The organism is Kribbella turkmenica (genome assembly GCF_004348725.1).
Taxonomy (GTDB): domain Bacteria; phylum Actinomycetota; class Actinomycetes; order Propionibacteriales; family Kribbellaceae; genus Kribbella; species Kribbella turkmenica.
Window position 1 is genome coordinate 34,055 of record NZ_SMKR01000035.1, and the last position, 14,850, is coordinate 48,904.

General features: G+C 70.1%; 12 protein-coding genes. 6 read left to right on the forward strand and 6 right to left on the reverse strand.

The window, feature by feature from the left end:
• The 3 genes from E1218_RS10825 to E1218_RS10835 form a co-directional block, all read right to left on the reverse strand.
• Positions 1-930 (reverse strand): ABC transporter substrate-binding protein, encoded by a 930-nt coding sequence (locus tag E1218_RS10825; RefSeq protein ID WP_132318853.1) that lies wholly within the window; start codon positions 928-930, stop codon positions 1-3.
• A gap of 16 nt (positions 931-946) precedes the next feature.
• Positions 947-1,771, reverse strand: coding sequence for a deaminated glutathione amidase (locus E1218_RS10830; RefSeq protein WP_202865912.1), 825 nt, complete (start codon positions 1,769-1,771; stop codon positions 947-949).
• Between the two features lie 76 nt (positions 1,772-1,847).
• Positions 1,848-2,801 (reverse strand): substrate-binding domain-containing protein, encoded by a 954-nt coding sequence (locus E1218_RS10835; protein ID WP_132318855.1) that lies wholly within the window; start codon positions 2,799-2,801, stop codon positions 1,848-1,850.
• A gap of 176 nt (positions 2,802-2,977) precedes the next feature.
• On the opposite strand from E1218_RS10835, the gene E1218_RS10840 reads away from it, so the two are divergent.
• Complete coding sequence (locus E1218_RS10840; protein ID WP_132318857.1) at positions 2,978-4,336, forward strand: aminotransferase-like domain-containing protein; 1,359 nt, start codon at positions 2,978-2,980, stop codon at positions 4,334-4,336.
• Between the two features lie 3 nt (positions 4,337-4,339).
• Here the strand turns inward: E1218_RS10840 and E1218_RS10845 are convergent, their stop codons facing one another.
• Positions 4,340-5,176 (reverse strand): acyl-CoA thioesterase, encoded by an 837-nt coding sequence (locus E1218_RS10845; protein WP_132318859.1) that lies wholly within the window; start codon positions 5,174-5,176, stop codon positions 4,340-4,342.
• Positions 5,177-5,318: 142 nt separating this feature from the next.
• Between E1218_RS10845 and E1218_RS10850 the strand changes: the two genes are divergently transcribed.
• Positions 5,319-5,756, forward strand: coding sequence for a DoxX family protein (locus E1218_RS10850; protein WP_202865914.1), 438 nt, complete (start codon positions 5,319-5,321; stop codon positions 5,754-5,756).
• Between the two features lie 3 nt (positions 5,757-5,759).
• Here E1218_RS10850 and E1218_RS10855 read toward each other — a convergent pair whose 3' ends face one another.
• Positions 5,760-6,674 (reverse strand): proteasome assembly chaperone family protein, encoded by a 915-nt coding sequence (locus E1218_RS10855; protein ID WP_132318861.1) that lies wholly within the window; start codon positions 6,672-6,674, stop codon positions 5,760-5,762.
• Positions 6,675-6,847: 173 nt separating this feature from the next.
• Here E1218_RS10855 and E1218_RS10860 point away from each other — a divergent pair, with 173 nt between their 5' ends.
• The 3 genes from E1218_RS10860 to E1218_RS10870 all read left to right on the forward strand — a co-directional run bounded on the left by E1218_RS10860 (position 6,848) and on the right by E1218_RS10870 (position 10,481).
• Complete coding sequence (locus E1218_RS10860; protein WP_233712148.1) at positions 6,848-7,864, forward strand: hydroxyacid dehydrogenase; 1,017 nt, start codon at positions 6,848-6,850, stop codon at positions 7,862-7,864.
• 127 nt (positions 7,865-7,991) lie between these two features.
• Complete coding sequence (locus tag E1218_RS10865) at positions 7,992-9,899, forward strand: DUF2264 domain-containing protein (protein WP_132318863.1); 1,908 nt, start codon at positions 7,992-7,994, stop codon at positions 9,897-9,899.
• A 51-nt stretch (positions 9,900-9,950) separates the two neighbouring features.
• Positions 9,951-10,481, forward strand: a complete 531-nt coding sequence (locus tag E1218_RS10870; RefSeq protein ID WP_132318865.1) for a ferritin — start codon at positions 9,951-9,953, stop codon at positions 10,479-10,481.
• A 170-nt stretch (positions 10,482-10,651) separates the two neighbouring features.
• On the opposite strand, the gene E1218_RS10875 is transcribed toward E1218_RS10870, so the two are convergent.
• A complete protein-coding gene (locus E1218_RS10875; protein ID WP_132318867.1) occupies positions 10,652-12,535 on the reverse strand; it encodes a DUF2207 domain-containing protein in 1,884 nt (627 codons plus the stop codon).
• Positions 12,536-12,651: 116 nt separating this feature from the next.
• Between E1218_RS10875 and E1218_RS10880 the strand changes: the two genes are divergently transcribed.
• Positions 12,652-14,784, forward strand: coding sequence for an elongation factor G-like protein EF-G2 (locus tag E1218_RS10880; protein ID WP_132318869.1), 2,133 nt, complete (start codon positions 12,652-12,654; stop codon positions 14,782-14,784).
• Positions 14,785-14,850: the final 66 nt, after the last annotated feature.

Below are 14,850 nucleotides of genomic sequence, written 5' to 3' on the forward strand. Positions count from 1 at the left end.
TCAGCTCTTCCCGAGGTTGAGGCCGGGCTTGGGCAGCTTGTTCTGCTCCAGGCCCCATTTCGCCATGATCGCGTCGTAGGTGCCGTTGGCGTGCAGCTTCTGCAGGGCGGCCAGCAGGACCTCGGCCAGCGGCGAGCCGATCGGCACCAACGCGCCCTGGAACAGGTCCTCGAACCCGTTGCCCTTGCCGACGCCGGCCAGTTCCAGCTTGCCGCCGGACTGCGCGACGAAGTACGTCAGCGGCGCCTGCGAGGAGAAGAATGCGTCCGCCCGGTCGGACTGAACTGCGAGGATCGACGACGGCTGGTCCTTGTAGGACTGCACCTCGACCGGCGGCTTGCCGGCCGCGACACACTTCACCGACTGGGCCTTGATCACCTTTTCCGCCGACCCGGCCGCCATCACGCCGACGCGCTTGCCGCAGGCGGTCGCGAGGTCCTCGATCCCCTTCGGGTTTCCCTTCCGGACGGCGAAGACGACGTACTCCTGGACGTAGTCGATGAACGTCGCCTGCTTCTGCCGCTCGACGAAGTCACCGGTCGGGCCCATGTCCAGGTCGTAGCGGCCGGCCTGCATCCCGGACAGCACGCTGGCCAGGCCGTCGACGGTGGTGTGCTCGATCCGGATGCCGAGCAACTGCCCGACCGCCTGGGACAGGTCGGCGGTGGCGCCTTCGACCGGCGCGCCCTTGTCGGTGCCGACGATCACGTACGGCGGGAACGAGCCGTTGTTGACGGCAACGATCTTGCCGGCGGACCTGATCTTGGCCGGCAGCTGGTCGTGCAGGGCCTTGTCGACCTGCTGCTGCGGGATCGCGGCGGCCGGGGCCTTCGCGTCGCCGCCGGTGCCGGTGGCGACCGGGTCCGGGGTGCAGGCGGTGACACCGAGCAGGCTCGCGGCCAGCACGGCGACGGCGGTTCTGCGAGACATGAGTACTCCTACGGCGTCAGCTGGTGGGGACAGCTTCGACCGGTCGAGGGGTGGGGCTGACGGTGAAGCGCCGGTTGATCAGCACCGGCAGGCGGTGGCGGGCGTCGGTCAGACGCCGCGCGGAGACGACGGCCGAGATGGTGGCCGGTTCCTCTCCCGCCTGGGCGAGCGGAACACCGAGCGGGTCGACGATCAGGCTGTGCCCGATGTTGCGCTGACCGCACTCGCCGCTCGCGACGACGTACACGGTGTTCTCCAGCGCGCGGGCGGTGACCAGGGTCTGCCAGTGGTGTTCCTTGAGGGGACCCTTGACCCATGCCGCCGGGAGCACGAGGACGTCGGCACCTTGCAGGGTGAGCAGGCGCGCGAGTTCCGGGAAGCGGATGTCGTAGCAGGTCATCAGGCCGACCTTGAAACCGTCGACCTCGATGAGCTCGGGTACGACGTCGGCGGGCGTCACGTTGTCGGACTCCAGCTGGCTGAACGCGTCGTACAGGTGGAGTTTGCGGTAGAGGCCGATGATCTCGCCGTTCTTGAGGACGACGAGGGTGTTGTACGGCTTCTCGCTGCCGGACTTTTCGTGGATGCCGACGACAACGGTCACGTGCAGGCCTTCGGTCGCCTGGCGGAGGCCGGTGACGAACGGGCCGTCGAGCGGCTGGGCGTGCTCGCGGATGCGCTCGCGCTCCTCGATGAACCGGGCGAGCACCCCCTCGGGCAGCACCAGGAGATCGGTGCCGTCGGCCTCGGCCTGCTTGATCAGCCCGGTGGCCGTCTCCAGGTTCTCCTGCCAGCCGATGCTCGCGACGAACTGCGCGGCCGCCACCCTCAGCGTGCTCATCCACGTCCTCGCTTCGCTGCGCTCGCGGGTGAGACCCAGGGTGCATTGCGCCGAAAGATGAACTCGCTCCGCTCGTTCATGCGGTCCTTTCCAACGGGTCGATCTGGTACGGGAACAGGTCCCCTTCCGGCACGGGGTGCTCGAGCAGCTCCTGCGCGACGAGTTGCTCCTGGAAGGCGGCGACCATCCGGCGGTCGGGTGAGACGCCGTACGGCAGCCAGTCCCCGCCGAAGACCCGGGTGGTGACGCCGACCTCCTCGTTGTGCCAGGGGGTGACGTCCATCAGCTTGTTCCGGCGCTGGAAGCTGAGCTGCTTCGCCTGCTCGAACCGGTCGATCAGCTGCTGGGCGAGCTCCGGCCGGGCAGCGAGGACTTCCCTGCGCAGGGCAAGGAGATGGATGCCCGGGATGAAGCCGTGCCGGGCGAAGTAGGCACGTTCCTCGGCCCGGGTGTCGCGGAAGAGCGTGCGGAACGGCGAGTCGGCGTCGTGGAAACCCGGTGGCATGAACGGCGTCATCACCGCGTCCAGCGCCTTGTCCTGCAGCAGCTCCACGAGCCGGGCACCGTCGGTGGTGTGCCGGACGTTGTCGCCGACGGCAACGCCACCGATCCGGTCGACGACGGGATGGGCGGCCGTCAGCGGGCCGACCTGCCAGTCCGCGTCACGGATGCCCACTCCGGCCTCGGCGATGACCGCCCGGGTCCAGGTGTTTCCGCTGTCCGGCCAGCCGGTCAGGCCGATCCGGGCGCCCTTGAGGTCGGCCGCGGTCTCGAGGTCCGCGTTTCGCCGGACGATGATGCAGCGATGCCGGAAGCCCCGCATCAGGAACACCGGCAACGCGACCACGCGATCGTCGCCGGCCGCGCGGGCCCGGACGTACCGGCTGAACGAGGTCTCACCACCGTCGTACTCCGGCGACGTCCAGAGGTCCGGCGTCGTCTCCAGCCGGGTCACGGCCGGGCCGGGAACGTCGCCGAGAGCCAGTGGGATCACGTGGTCCCAGTGGCGGACGCCGAGTTCGAGCTTCACGAAGTACTACCTCCGGTGATCGGTCGTTCGGGGCGGCTCCGGTACCCGGGACGCTCTCGTGGGGTCCGCGGCCGCGACGGCGGTGTCGCGAAGAGGAATGTTCGGTAGCCTATGTTCAGCTCGATCGCTCGAACAATGATTCGAAATGTTACTGATCAAAAAACCCGGGAGGCTGCGTGGCCGAGGACGTGCCACCGCAGGACGGTCCGGCGGTCTCGTCGGCCTGGCTGGCCGAGCAGGTCACCGAGGCCAGCGCGGCCGGGATCGCGGCCACGATCGCGCGCCTGGTCCGGCACGGTGAGCTCGCACCACAGACCAGGCTGCCGACGGTGCGAGCCCTCGCGTCCCGGCTCGACGTGAGCCCGGCGACCGTGTCCGCGGCCTGGGCGACGCTGCGCAAACAACGTGTGGTCGCCGGCGGTGGACGCCAGGGCACGTGGGTGCTCGGCGGCCTCGCGGTCCCCCGGCCGGCGCGCTACGAGAACATCTCCCGCCTCTGGCCGAACCAGACGCTGAACCTGTCCCGCGCCGTCCCGGACCCGGCGCTGCTTCCGAACCTGGCGCCGGCCTTCGAGCACGCGCTCCGCGATCCGGAGGTGCACTCGTACGACGTCGTGTCGATCAGCGGACCGCTCCGCGCCGCGGCCGAGCACACGTGGCCGTTCAGGACCGACAACTGGATGACCGTGAACGGCGGCTACGAAGGCCTCCTGCTGCTCATGCGCACGACGGTCGTCCCCGGTGAGCACGTGGCGATCGAGGACCCGGCCACCCCGCGACTGCTCGACATCCTCGACAACGTCGGCGCCCGCGCCGTACCGGTGGCGACCGACGCGGACGGTCCGATCCCGGCGTCGCTGCGGGACGCGCTCCGGCTGGATCCGGTCGCGTTCGTCTACGAACCGCGCAGCAGTTCCTACCTCGGGGCGTCGGTGACGCCCGGGCGGCGCGACGAGCTGGCGGCGCTGCTCGCCGGCACCGACACCCTGGTGGTCGAGGACGACGGACTGGGCGAGCTGAGCGCGTTCGACTACCACGGGGTGGCCGAGTTGCTGCCGGAGCAGAGCGTGCTCGTGCGGAGCTACTCCAAGTCGCACTCCCCCGACCTTCGCCTGGGCGTGATGGCGGGCGCGACCGAACCGATCGAGCGCGTCCGCGTCTACCGCCAGTTCGGGTCAGGCTGGACGAGTCGCCTGTTGCAGAACGCTCTCGCCTGGCTGCTCGAGGACGAGGCCGCACGCTCCACGGTCGCTGCCGCGCGAACGACATACCAGGAACGGCGGGAGCACCTCGCCGGTCTGCTCGCTGCCCGCGGCGTGCCGTCCGCAGGGGTGGACGGCCTGGCGATCTGGGTGCCGGTCCGCAGTGAGCCCGAGGCGCTGCTCGTGCTCGCCTCGCACGGGGTCGCGGTGGCCGGCGCGAGCGCCAGCTGGACCAGGCCCGCGCCACCCGTCATTCGCGTCGCCACCGGCATCCCGATCCCGGACGCCGACCGGGTCGCGGACGCGATCGCGCTGGCGGTGCAGGCCCGATGAGGGCTAGTCGAGGTCGAGGCCTACCGGGCGGATGAGGCCTTCCTGAGCCACCGAGGCGACGAGGTGGCCGTTCTCGGTGAAGAGGCGGCCGGTGGCGAAACCTCTGGCGCCGGACGCGGACGGCGAGGCCTGGTCGTAGAGCAGCCACTCGTCGGCGCGGAACTGGCGGTGGAACCAGAGGGCGTGGTCGAGCGACGCCGGCTGGATCCGGCGGTCGCCGATGACGATGCCGTGCGGGAGCAAGCTTGCCCCGAGCAACGTCAGGTCGCTCGCGTACGCCAGCACGCAGGCGTGCAGCGCGGGATCGTCGGGGAGCTTGCCGGCGGCCTTGATCCAGAACTGGCGGCCGGTGACTCCGGCCAGCCGGACGTCCAGGGCGGCCCACTCCTTGTCCCAGTCGGCCGCCTTGCGGCCGGAGCGGGCCTCGAGCACGCTCGCGAGCGTGGGCGCCTCGTCCGGGGCGACCAGGTCGTCCGGCATCGGGTCCTGGTGGTCGAGGCCCGGCTCGAGGCGCTGGAAGGAGGCCGACATGTAGAAGATCGGCTTGCCGTTCTGCGACGCGACCACTCGGCGGCTGCTGAACGAACCGCCGTCCCGCGTCGGCTCCGGGCGGTAGATGATCGGCACGGACGTGTCGCCGCCGCGGAGGAAGTAGCCGTGCAGCGAGTGCACGATCCGCTCCGGCTCGACGGTCCGGCCGGCTGCCGCCAGCGCCTGACCGAGCACCTGGCCGCCGAACACCCGTTGCATCGCGGTCTGCGGCTGACGCCCACGGAACAGGTCGACGTCGATCTTCTCCAGGTCGAGCAGCTCGACCAGGTCCTCCAGCGACTCAGGCATGCCTCATCCTGACAGGTCCGGCCGAACTCGGGACGCCGTACGTCGTGTGGAGACCGTCACTCGGCGTCTTTCGGTGAGCTTTCGGTCGCACACGGTATAGTTGAGCCCTCAATTATTAATCGCTTGTTTCGAGGAGAGGCTTGTGAAACTGCTCCGATCGGCCGCCGCCCGCGATCTCGTCCTGCTGCTCTCGAGGATCGGGCTGGGGGTTGTCTTCATCGCCCATGGCTGGCAGAAGTTCCAGACCAACGGCCTCGACCGCACCGCCGCGGGCTTCGAGCAGATCGGAGTGCCCGCCCCGACGCTGTCGGCGTACTACGCGACCGGGATCGAGTTGTTGGGTGGTGTCGCGCTGATCCTCGGCGTGCTCACACCGGTGGCCGGCGTGCTGCTGGCGCTCGACATGGTCGGCGCACTCGCGTTCGTGCACCTGTCCAACGGCGTCTTCGTCGCGAACGGCGGCTGGGAGCTGGTCGCCGCACTCGGACTGTTGTCGCTGACGCTCGCCGCCGTGGGCTCCGGACGGGTCAGCGTGGACAACCTTCTGGCGCCGTCGGCTCGCCAGAAGGTCGCCGCCTGAGGCCTACTTGTCGTCCTCGCGGTTGAGCTCGGCCAGGAACTGCTCGACCTCCGCGCCCAGCTCTTCCGCCGAGGGCGTCGAGCCGGCCAGCAGGCTGCCGCGGCTGACCGAGCCGGCCGCGGCGTCGTACTGCGTCTCGAGCGCGTTGACCACCGCGGTCGCGTCCTCCGAGGCCTCGACCTGCTCGTCGACCAGCCGGCCGGTGACGGCGGCCTCGTCGAGCAGGGCCTTGCTAGGGAGGAGCAGGCCGGTCGCGGCGGAGATCGCGTGCACCAGGGCCAGCGCGGCACCGGGGAAGCGATTCTCGGCCAGGTAGTGCGGCACATGGACCGCGAAGCCCATCGCGTCCCTGCCGGCCTCGCCGAGCCGCACCTGCAGCATCGTGCCGGCGCTCGCTGGCAGCCGCATCTCGCCGTCCCAGATGTTCGAGCGCGTGACCAGCTCGGGACGGGTCGCGTGCGCGGTCAGGCCGAGCGGACGGGTGTGCGGGACGCCCATCGGGATGCCGTGGACGCCGATCGTGAGCGTCACGTTGTACCGCTCGATCAGTTGCCGCGCCGCACCGGCGAACCGGTTCCAGTGGTTGTCCGGCTCGACGCCTTCGAGCAGCAGGAACTCGACGCCCGCGTCGTCCTTCAGCAGGTGCAGGTCGAGCTGCGGCGGGGTGTAGTCGATGAACCGGTCCTCGGCGAACGTCACCTCGGGCCGCCGGGCCCGGTAGTCGTGCAGGAGGTCCACGTCGAACCGCGCGAGCAACCGGCTGTCCAGCACCTCGAGCAGGTGGTCGGCCGTCACCCGGCCCGCCTGACCCGCGTCCATGAACCCGTCCAGCGAATGCACCAGCACCTTCGGCGTCGCCGCCGGGCCGGTCGCCACCGACTCGTCGACGATCTCGTAGAGGTCGTCCGGTCGCAGCATCCTCGTCTCCTTCGCACGTGACCAACAGGGCGGGGAGGCCCCTGTGTCCTGTCCTTCGACCGTGACAACGCCCGAGGCCGGAACCACATTCCGGCCGGCAGGATCTTTCAGGATCTTTTCAAATTCCGGGCTCAGAGGCGACAGGTTTGGAAAGCGCTTGCTAAGTTGCTGGGGTGAGCAGCGAACCAGACTCCGCCCTGACCGTGATGCTGGCGATGAACGACGCCAGCCGGGATCGCGTCCTCGTCCCCCGGGTCCGCGACCGGCTGGATGCGGTCGCTACCGTCCTCCCGGTCGGGCCGGGGACGACGTTCCTCGACGATCCCCGGATCGCGGCCGCGCTGCCGGACGTCGACGTACTGCTGACCGGGTGGGGTTGCCCGCGGATCGGCCCGGAGGTGCTGGACGCCGCACCGAAGCTGCAGGCGATCCTGCACGCGGCCGGCTCGGTGAAGGCGATCGTCGCCCCCGAGGCGTTCGACCGGGGTATCCAGGTCTCGTCGGCGGCGCACGCCAACGCGCTGCCCGTGGCCGAGTTCACCGTCGCCGCCGTCGTGCTGGCGGGCAAGCGGGCGTTCCGGCTCGCGGCGCAGTACCGGACCGAGCGGACGAAGGCCGATCCGCACGGGATGCCGGGCAGCTACGGGTCGACGGTGGGCCTGCTGGGAGCGTCGCGGATCGGCCGGATGGTCGCGGAGCGGCTGCGGGGCTTCGACCTGCACGTGCTGATCAGCGATCCCTACCTGACCTCGGCCGAAGCGGCTGAGCTCGGCGCCGAACTGGTCGGGAACGACGAACTGTTCAGCCGCAGCGACATCGTCAGTGTGCACGCACCGCTGCTGCCGGAGACGGTCGGTCTCGTGAACGCGCGGTTGCTGGGGCTGCTACGGGACGGCTCGGTGCTGATCAACACCGCCCGCGGCAAGATCATCGACGCGGTCGCGCTGGAGCGCGAGTGCGTGTCCGGCCGGATCGACGCCGTCCTCGACGTCACCGACCCGGAGCCGCTGCCGGCGGACTCCCCGTTGCTCGACCTGCCGAACGTGTTCGTCACACCGCATGTCGCCGGCGCCGTCGGCAACGAGATCGCCCGCCTCGGCGAGCTCGCCGTCGGCGAACTCGAACGCCTTACCACCGGCCAACCCCTGCGACACGCCATCAACGCCACCGACCTCGGGAGACTCGCATGACAGTGCTGTCTGCCGGGCCTCCGGCGCCGGCGGGGACCTGGGGCCCTGGCTCCCGGTCTTCCCTCGTCGCTCCGGTCGCTCCGGTCGCTTCGCTCCCTCCACTCCTCAGTCCAGACCGGGAGACCCCATGACCCGCCTCGTCCTGCCCGATACCGATCGAGTGCTCTCGCGTCAGACCGGGTGGAGCCGGGCGCACTGGGAGGCTTTGGCCGATCATCTGCTCGATGCGTTGGTGCCGTACTTCTCCCCCGGTGCTTCACTGATCGCGCTGCCGGGGCGGCCGAGTCGGTCGGGGACGGCATCTGACGCATTGGAGGGTTTCGCGCGCTCGTTCATGCTGGCCGCCTTCCGGATCGCCGGGGTGCAGGGCAAGGGGTGCCAGCAGCTGATCGAGCGGTACGCGCGCGGTGTCGCGAACGGCGCGAACCCGGACCACCCCGAGGCGTGGCTGCGGCTCACCCCGCGCTCGCAGCAGATGGTCGAGGCCGCCGCGATCGCGGTCGCGTTGCACGAGACCCGCGAATGGATCTGGGACCGGCTCGACACCCGGGCGCAGGAGCACGTCGCCGAGTGGCTCGGCGGATTCAACGGGTCGACAACGCACGACAACAACTGGCGACTCTTCCAGGTCGTCAGTGAACAGTTCCTGGCATCCGTCGGCGCGCCGTACTCGCAGGAGGACATCGACGGCGGGCTGGACCGGATCGAGGACTGGTACGTCGGCGACGGCTGGTACTCCGACGGCGACGGGCAGAACTTCGACAACTACATCGGCTGGGCGATGCACCTCTACCCCGGGTTGTGGACCCGGATGGCGGCTGCCACGCCGGGCGCGCAGTACGAGGACCGGCTGAAGCTGTACCGCGAACGGCTGCGGCTGTTCCTTGAGGACGCCGTGCATCTGGTCGGCAACGACGGTGCGCCGGTGTACCAGGGTCGCTCGCTGACCTACCGGATGGCTGCGGCCACGCCGTACTGGATGGGTGAACTGCTGGACGCCAATCCGTTGACGCCTGGTCAGACGCGGCGGCTGTGCTCCGGGATCGCCCGGCACTTCGTCCAGCACGGTGTGCCGGACGAGCGTGGGCTGCTGACGCTCGGGTGGTACGACACTTTCCTGCCGACCACTCAGCAGTACTCCGGTCCCGGCTCGCCGTACTGGGCGTCGAAGGGCTTCATCGGGCTCGTGCTGCCGCCGGAGCACCCGGTGTGGACGGACCCAGAGGACTCGGTGCCGCTGGATGACGCCGACCAGGTACGTGCGATGCCTGCGCCGGGGTGGATCGTGCATGCGAGCCGGCACGACCAGGTGGTGCAGTTGGTCAACCACGGCGCCGACCACGCGCCGTTGGCCGAGCCAGAGGGTGTGGAGCCGGAGGGCGACGCGCATTACAGCCGGCTCGCGTACGCCAACCACGCCGGTCCGGAGCTGGCCGACCACGCGCCGCGGATCGACAACCTGATCTCGCTCGTCGACGCGGAGGGCCGATCGAGCGCACGCGGGCGGATCCGGCGGATCGCGGTCGCCGGACGGACGGCGTCGTCGTGGCACAAGGCGTGGCTGGGGCCGGACGGACCGTGGCGGATCGAGATCGCGTCGGTGGTCCACGGCGGCTGGGAGATCCGGTGCGTGCTGGTCGACGGCCCGGCCGGGGCGCTGGTCCGCGGCGGCGGATTCGCGGTCGCCGGCGAATCCTTGCCTGAGGCAACCGCGGGGTACCGGTGGGCGTCGGCGCGCAACGACGAGGGCCTGCTGTCGGCGGTGGTCGGGCTGCACGGGTACGACGAGGCCGGCGTCCACCGCGGGCTCGGCGCGAACGCGTTCGGTGCGCACTCGGCGACGCCGTACCTGACCGCTCCGCACGACGGCGAGCCGCTCGTGCTGGTCAGCGCCGTACTGCTCACGCGGGACGCGCTCCGGCCCGAAGCGCTTGCCGAAGGCATCGATGTCGCGGTCGACCGGACGACGGTCCGGATCAGCCTGCCCGGCGGCGGCCGCGAGGTGGTCGAACTGGGACCGGACCGAGCGGGTTAGGTCAGCCTCGCCAACGGTGAGAAAACGGATCCTGGCCAGTAGATTGACGGCATGAGCACGTACGAGAAGCTTCTGCAAGAACAGATCCGTAACGAATTCACGGCGGCACAGCAGTATGTGGCAGTGGCTGTCTGGTACGACGACCAGGACCTGCCCCGGCTGGCGTCCCACTTCTACAAGCAGGCTCTCGAAGAGCGCAACCACGCGATGATGATGGTGCAGTACCTGCTCGACAAGGGCATCCGGCCGCACATCCCGGGCGTCGGAGAGGTCGAGTCCGACTTCACGAGCGCGCTCGAGCCGCTGGAACTGGCGCTGCAGCAGGAGATCACCGTCACCAAGCAGATCGAGACCCTCGCCCGGACCGCGCGGGACGAGAGCGACTACATCGGTGAGCAGTTCATGCAGTGGTTCCTCAAGGAGCAGGTCGAGGAGGTCGCGGCGATGAACACGCTGGTCAACGTGGCGAAGCGCGCTGGTGACAATCTGTTCCACCTCGAGGACTACCTGGCGCGGGAAGGTGCGGGCGACGGTGGCGCCACCGACCCGACGGCGCCGCCCATCGCTGGTGGGAAGGTCTGAAGAGCTTCTTCCCAGTTTCTCGTTCGGCTCTCTGAGTGCCCCTGCGGCCGACCCGGTCGCAGAGGCGACCCACCCCCGCGGCCCGTGGTGGGCGCACGCAGCAGCCTTCCTTCCCGACCGACGTGGACGATGGCTGGTGCAGCCTTCTGCCACCACCCACCGTCGGTGGGTTACCAACTGCCGCCGCCTCCGCCGCCTCCTCCGCCGCCGGAGGAGCCGCCGCTGAAGCCTGACGAGGAGCCGCCGCCGGAGCCGGAGCCGGCCGGGGCGGGCGGGGGGTCGAAGGTGCTGGCGACGGTGTGGCTGAGGGCGCCTGCCGTCCAGCCGGAGGTGTAGTAGGACGGGCCCGAGTACCAGTACGGGTCGGGGGTGACGCGGCCGGCCGCGACCAGTTGGGCGCAGAGCTGCTGCCAGCGGTCGGCCAGCCCGAAGACGATCGCCCAGGGCAGGTACTTGCTGAAGATGTCCTCGCCCTCCTCGAACCGCAACTGGTCCGCCTCGGCCGTCGCCAGGTACTTCCGGAACCCGATCAGCTGATCGGTCACCGCCCGCCCGGCCGGATTCCGCTGACCACGCGCCCGCTTGGCGATCCAGATGCCAATGGCAACGATCACGGCGACCACCGGCACCCCGATCACCACCGCCCGGCCCAGTCCCCCGGTCGCGGCGCCGACGATGGTGCCCATCAGCCCGGCGCCGAACACCCAGATCCCGATCATCGCCGTACATGCGCAGCCGAAGCCGTTCCTGAACACCGAGCCACCACCCCGCCGCGGCATCCGCAGGTACCACCCACGCTGCTTCACCTGGTCCCGCAGCGCCGCGACCATCCCGTCGTGCGCCCGCCGCATGGTGTGATCGCCGACCGCTCCACGCCGCAGGACGACGGCCGACCCCGGCTGCAGCGACGGGAACAGCCCGGACAGCAGCAGCTGCTCGTGCGGCGCGGTCGCCGCCGCCGGATTCACCAGTACGGCGCTCTGCGAGTTGCCGGTGTTCTCGACCCGGACGCCGCCGCGCACGGCCAGCTCGATCAGCGTCGCGGCGGTCTCCGTCGTGTTCGCCTTCGCGTCGATCAGCAGGCCGCCCTCGGCGACCGGGATCCGGGGTGGCGCGAACGCGACCGGGATCTGGTCCTCGGCCAGGTCGTCCCTGACCGGCTGCGCCGCCATCCCGTCCGGCGGGAACGTCCCCGGCGGCATCCCGGCGAACCGCTGGTCCGGGCTGCCCTTCTGCCAGTACAGCACCGCCGCCACGATCGCGACCACGGTCGCCGCAGCCGAGGTGACGAGCGAGGGCCAGGTGACGCCTGACCGTTCCATCCAGCTCGGCGGGTCGACGAGGATCGGGGTGTCGTTGCTGACCGCGCCGGCCTTGATCCCCGCGACGATGGTCAGCTGCTCGCCGCGTGACAGGTCACTCGCGCCGAAGACGCCCTTCCCACCGCTGACCGTCTTCTCCGGGCAGGTCGCCTGCGAGCCCGCCGTACCGGTGAAGCACTCGACCTGGGTCACGCCTTGGGGCACGGTGACGTCGACCGAGACCCGGTTGAGCACGGCCTCCCAGGCGGAGCCGGTGGCGTCCCAGTACAGCTCGCTGTGGTCGTCGAAGTGCCGGAGCGCGCCGCGGACGTCGTACGTGATCACGTACGTCGCGTCGTATCCGCGGATCGTCTCGGACGAGGAGCCGATCTTGATCCGCAGTGTCTGGTACCGGTCGCCGTTCGACGCGGCGGTCTCGGTGGTGAACTCGTCGGGCGCGCCCGAGGGCGAGTCGACGGTGATGTCCGAGACGTCGTACCGCTGGTCCTTCGAGTCGTCGTCACGCCACGGCTCCCGGGTGACCAGGTCGCGGTAGATGCCGTGCCGCCCGGTGCTGCCGAAGCTGTAGGCGATCGTCTCCTTCACCTTCAGCACCCCGTCGGGGGTGACGGTGTACTCGATCCGGAAGCTCTTCACCTCGTCGCCGGGGGCGGCCGAGGCGGGGCTCGCGAAGCCGGCCAGTGCGAGGGCGGTGACGAGCAGCGTGATCGCGGTGACGAGGGCCCTTCGCATGCGGCGACAGTACCGATCGCCGGGATCACGCTGACCCGTCAGGGAGAAAACGCCGTCCGAAGGCTCTTGTGCTGAGTGGCCGTTGGGGGAATCGTGGGTGGACCAGGAGGAACGTCATGGCAGACAAGGCGAATACTTCCCAGGGCACCGGAGCCGCCCCCGCTGTGGACAGCCCGGCCGCCATCCGCAACGTGGTGCTCGTCGGCCCGTCCGGTGCCGGCAAGACCACTCTCGTCGAGGCCCTGCTGGTGGCCTCCGGCGTGCTGTCCAGACCCGGCACCGTCCTCGACGGCACCACGGTCTGCGACTTCGACGACGCCGAGATCCGCCAGCAGCGGTCGGTCGGGCTCTCACTGGCCTCTTTGCCGCACGACGATGTCAAGGTCAACCTGATCGACACCCCCGGGTACGCCGATTTCGTCGGTGAACTGCGCGCCGGCCTCCGGGCCGCCGACTGCGCCCTGTTCGTGATCTCGGCGAGCGAGGGCGTCGACGAGCCGACCAAGACGCTGTGGCACGAATGCGACCAGGTCGGCATGCCGCGGGCCGTCGTGATCACCAAGCTCGACCACGCCCGGGCGAACTACCAGAACGCGCTGGCCGCCGCGCAGGCCGCGTTCGGCGACAAGGTGCTGCCGCTCTACCTGCCCGCCGGTGACGGGCTGATCGGACTGCTCTCGCAGACCTACTACGAGTACGCCGACGGCAAGCGCTCCACGGCGGCCCCGGACGAGTCGCACGCGGACCAGATCGAGGAGCTCCGCGGCTCGCTGATCGAGGGCATCATCGAGGAGTCCGAGGACGAGTCGCTGATGGACCGCTACCTGGGCGGCGAGGAGATCGACCAGAAGGTGCTGATCGAGGACCTCGAGCGCGCCGTCGCCCGGGGCTCGTTCTTCCCCGTCGTCCCGGTCTGCAGTGGCACCGGTGTCGGCACCCAGGAGTTGCTCGAGGTGATGACGAGCGGCTTCCCGTCGCCCCCCGAGCACATTCTCCCGGAGGTCTACACCTCGCACGGCGTACCGCGCCAGGGACTCGCCTGCGACCCGAGCGGGCCGCTGCTCGCCGAGGTGGTGAAGACGACGTCGGACCCGTACGTCGGCAGGGTCAGCCTGGTGCGGGTGTTCTCCGGCACCATCAGGCCCGACACGACGGTTCACGTGTCGGGCCATTTCACGTCGTTCTTCGGTGAGAGCTCACACGCCGACCACGACGAGGACGAGAAGATCGGCACGCTGTCGTTCCCGCTGGGCAAGCTCCAGCGGCCGGCGTCCGCGGTGATCGCGGGCGACCTGTGCGCGATCGGGCGGCTGACCCGGGCGGAGACCGGTGACACCTTGTCCGACAAGTCGGACCCGCTGCTGCTCAAGCCGTGGACGATGCCCGAGCCGCTGCTGCCGATCGCGGTCCAGGCGCATGCCAAGACCGACGAGGACAAGCTGGGGATCGGGTTGCAGCGGCTGGCCGCCGAGGACCCGACGCTGCGGATCGAACAGAACCCCGAGACCCACCAGATCGTGCTGTGGTGCATGGGGGAGGCGCACTCGGACGTCGTCCTGGACGGGCTGGCGAACCGGTACGGCGTGACCGTGGACACCGTGGAGTTGCGGGTGCCGCTGCGGGAGACGTTCGGCGGGAAGGCCAAGGGGCACGGGCGGCACGTCAAGCAGTCCGGCGGCCATGGCCAGTACGCCGTCTGCGACATCGAGGTGGAGCCGTTGCCGGAGGGTTCCGACTTCGAGTTCGTCGACAAGGTGGTCGGTGGGGCGGTGCCACGGCAGTTCATCCCGAGTGTGGAGAAGGGCGTCCGGGCGCAGATGGAGAGGGGTGTCGCGGCCGGCTACCCGATGGTCGACATCCGGGTCACGCTGCTGGACGGCAAGGCGCACAGCGTCGACTCGTCCGACATGGCGTTCCAGATGGCCGGCGGCTTGGCGCTGCGGGAGGCGGCGGCCGCGACGAAGGTGAGCCTGCTGGAGCCGGTGGACCTGGTCTCGGTGATGGTCCCGGACGAGTTGGTCGGTGCGGTGATGAGCGACCTTTCCGGCCGGCGCGGGCGGCTGCTCGGCACCGACAAGGTCGGCGACGACCGCACGGTGGTGAAGGCCGAGGTGCCGCAGGTGGAGATCACCCGCTACGCCATCGACCTGCGGTCGCTGTCCCACGGCGCCGCGTCGTTCACGCGGTCGTTCTCCCGCTACGAGCCGATGCCGGAGTCGGCGGCGGCGAAGGTGAAGTCGTCCTCCTGAGTACGACGAGCAGGCGCGGCCACGCGGTAGCGCCTGCTCAGCCACCGCCGGCGACCCCCACCCGCC

Coding starts and splice junctions, on each gene's coding strand:
- E1218_RS10825 (WP_132318853.1), bottom strand. CDS start 930: ATGTCTCGCAGAACCGCCGTCGCCGTGCTGGCCGCGAGCCTGCTCGGT.
- E1218_RS10830 (WP_202865912.1), bottom strand. CDS start 1,771: ATGAGCACGCTGAGGGTGGCGGCCGCGCAGTTCGTCGCGAGCATCGGC.
- E1218_RS10845 (WP_132318859.1), bottom strand. CDS start 5,176: ATGCCTGAGTCGCTGGAGGACCTGGTCGAGCTGCTCGACCTGGAGAAG.
- E1218_RS10855 (WP_132318861.1), bottom strand. CDS start 6,674: ATGCTGCGACCGGACGACCTCTACGAGATCGTCGACGAGTCGGTGGCG.
- E1218_RS10865 (WP_132318863.1), top strand. CDS start 7,992: ATGACCCGCCTCGTCCTGCCCGATACCGATCGAGTGCTCTCGCGTCAG.
- E1218_RS10870 (WP_132318865.1), top strand. CDS start 9,951: ATGAGCACGTACGAGAAGCTTCTGCAAGAACAGATCCGTAACGAATTC.
- E1218_RS10875 (WP_132318867.1), bottom strand. CDS start 12,535: ATGCGAAGGGCCCTCGTCACCGCGATCACGCTGCTCGTCACCGCCCTC.
- E1218_RS10880 (WP_132318869.1), top strand. CDS start 12,652: ATGGCAGACAAGGCGAATACTTCCCAGGGCACCGGAGCCGCCCCCGCT.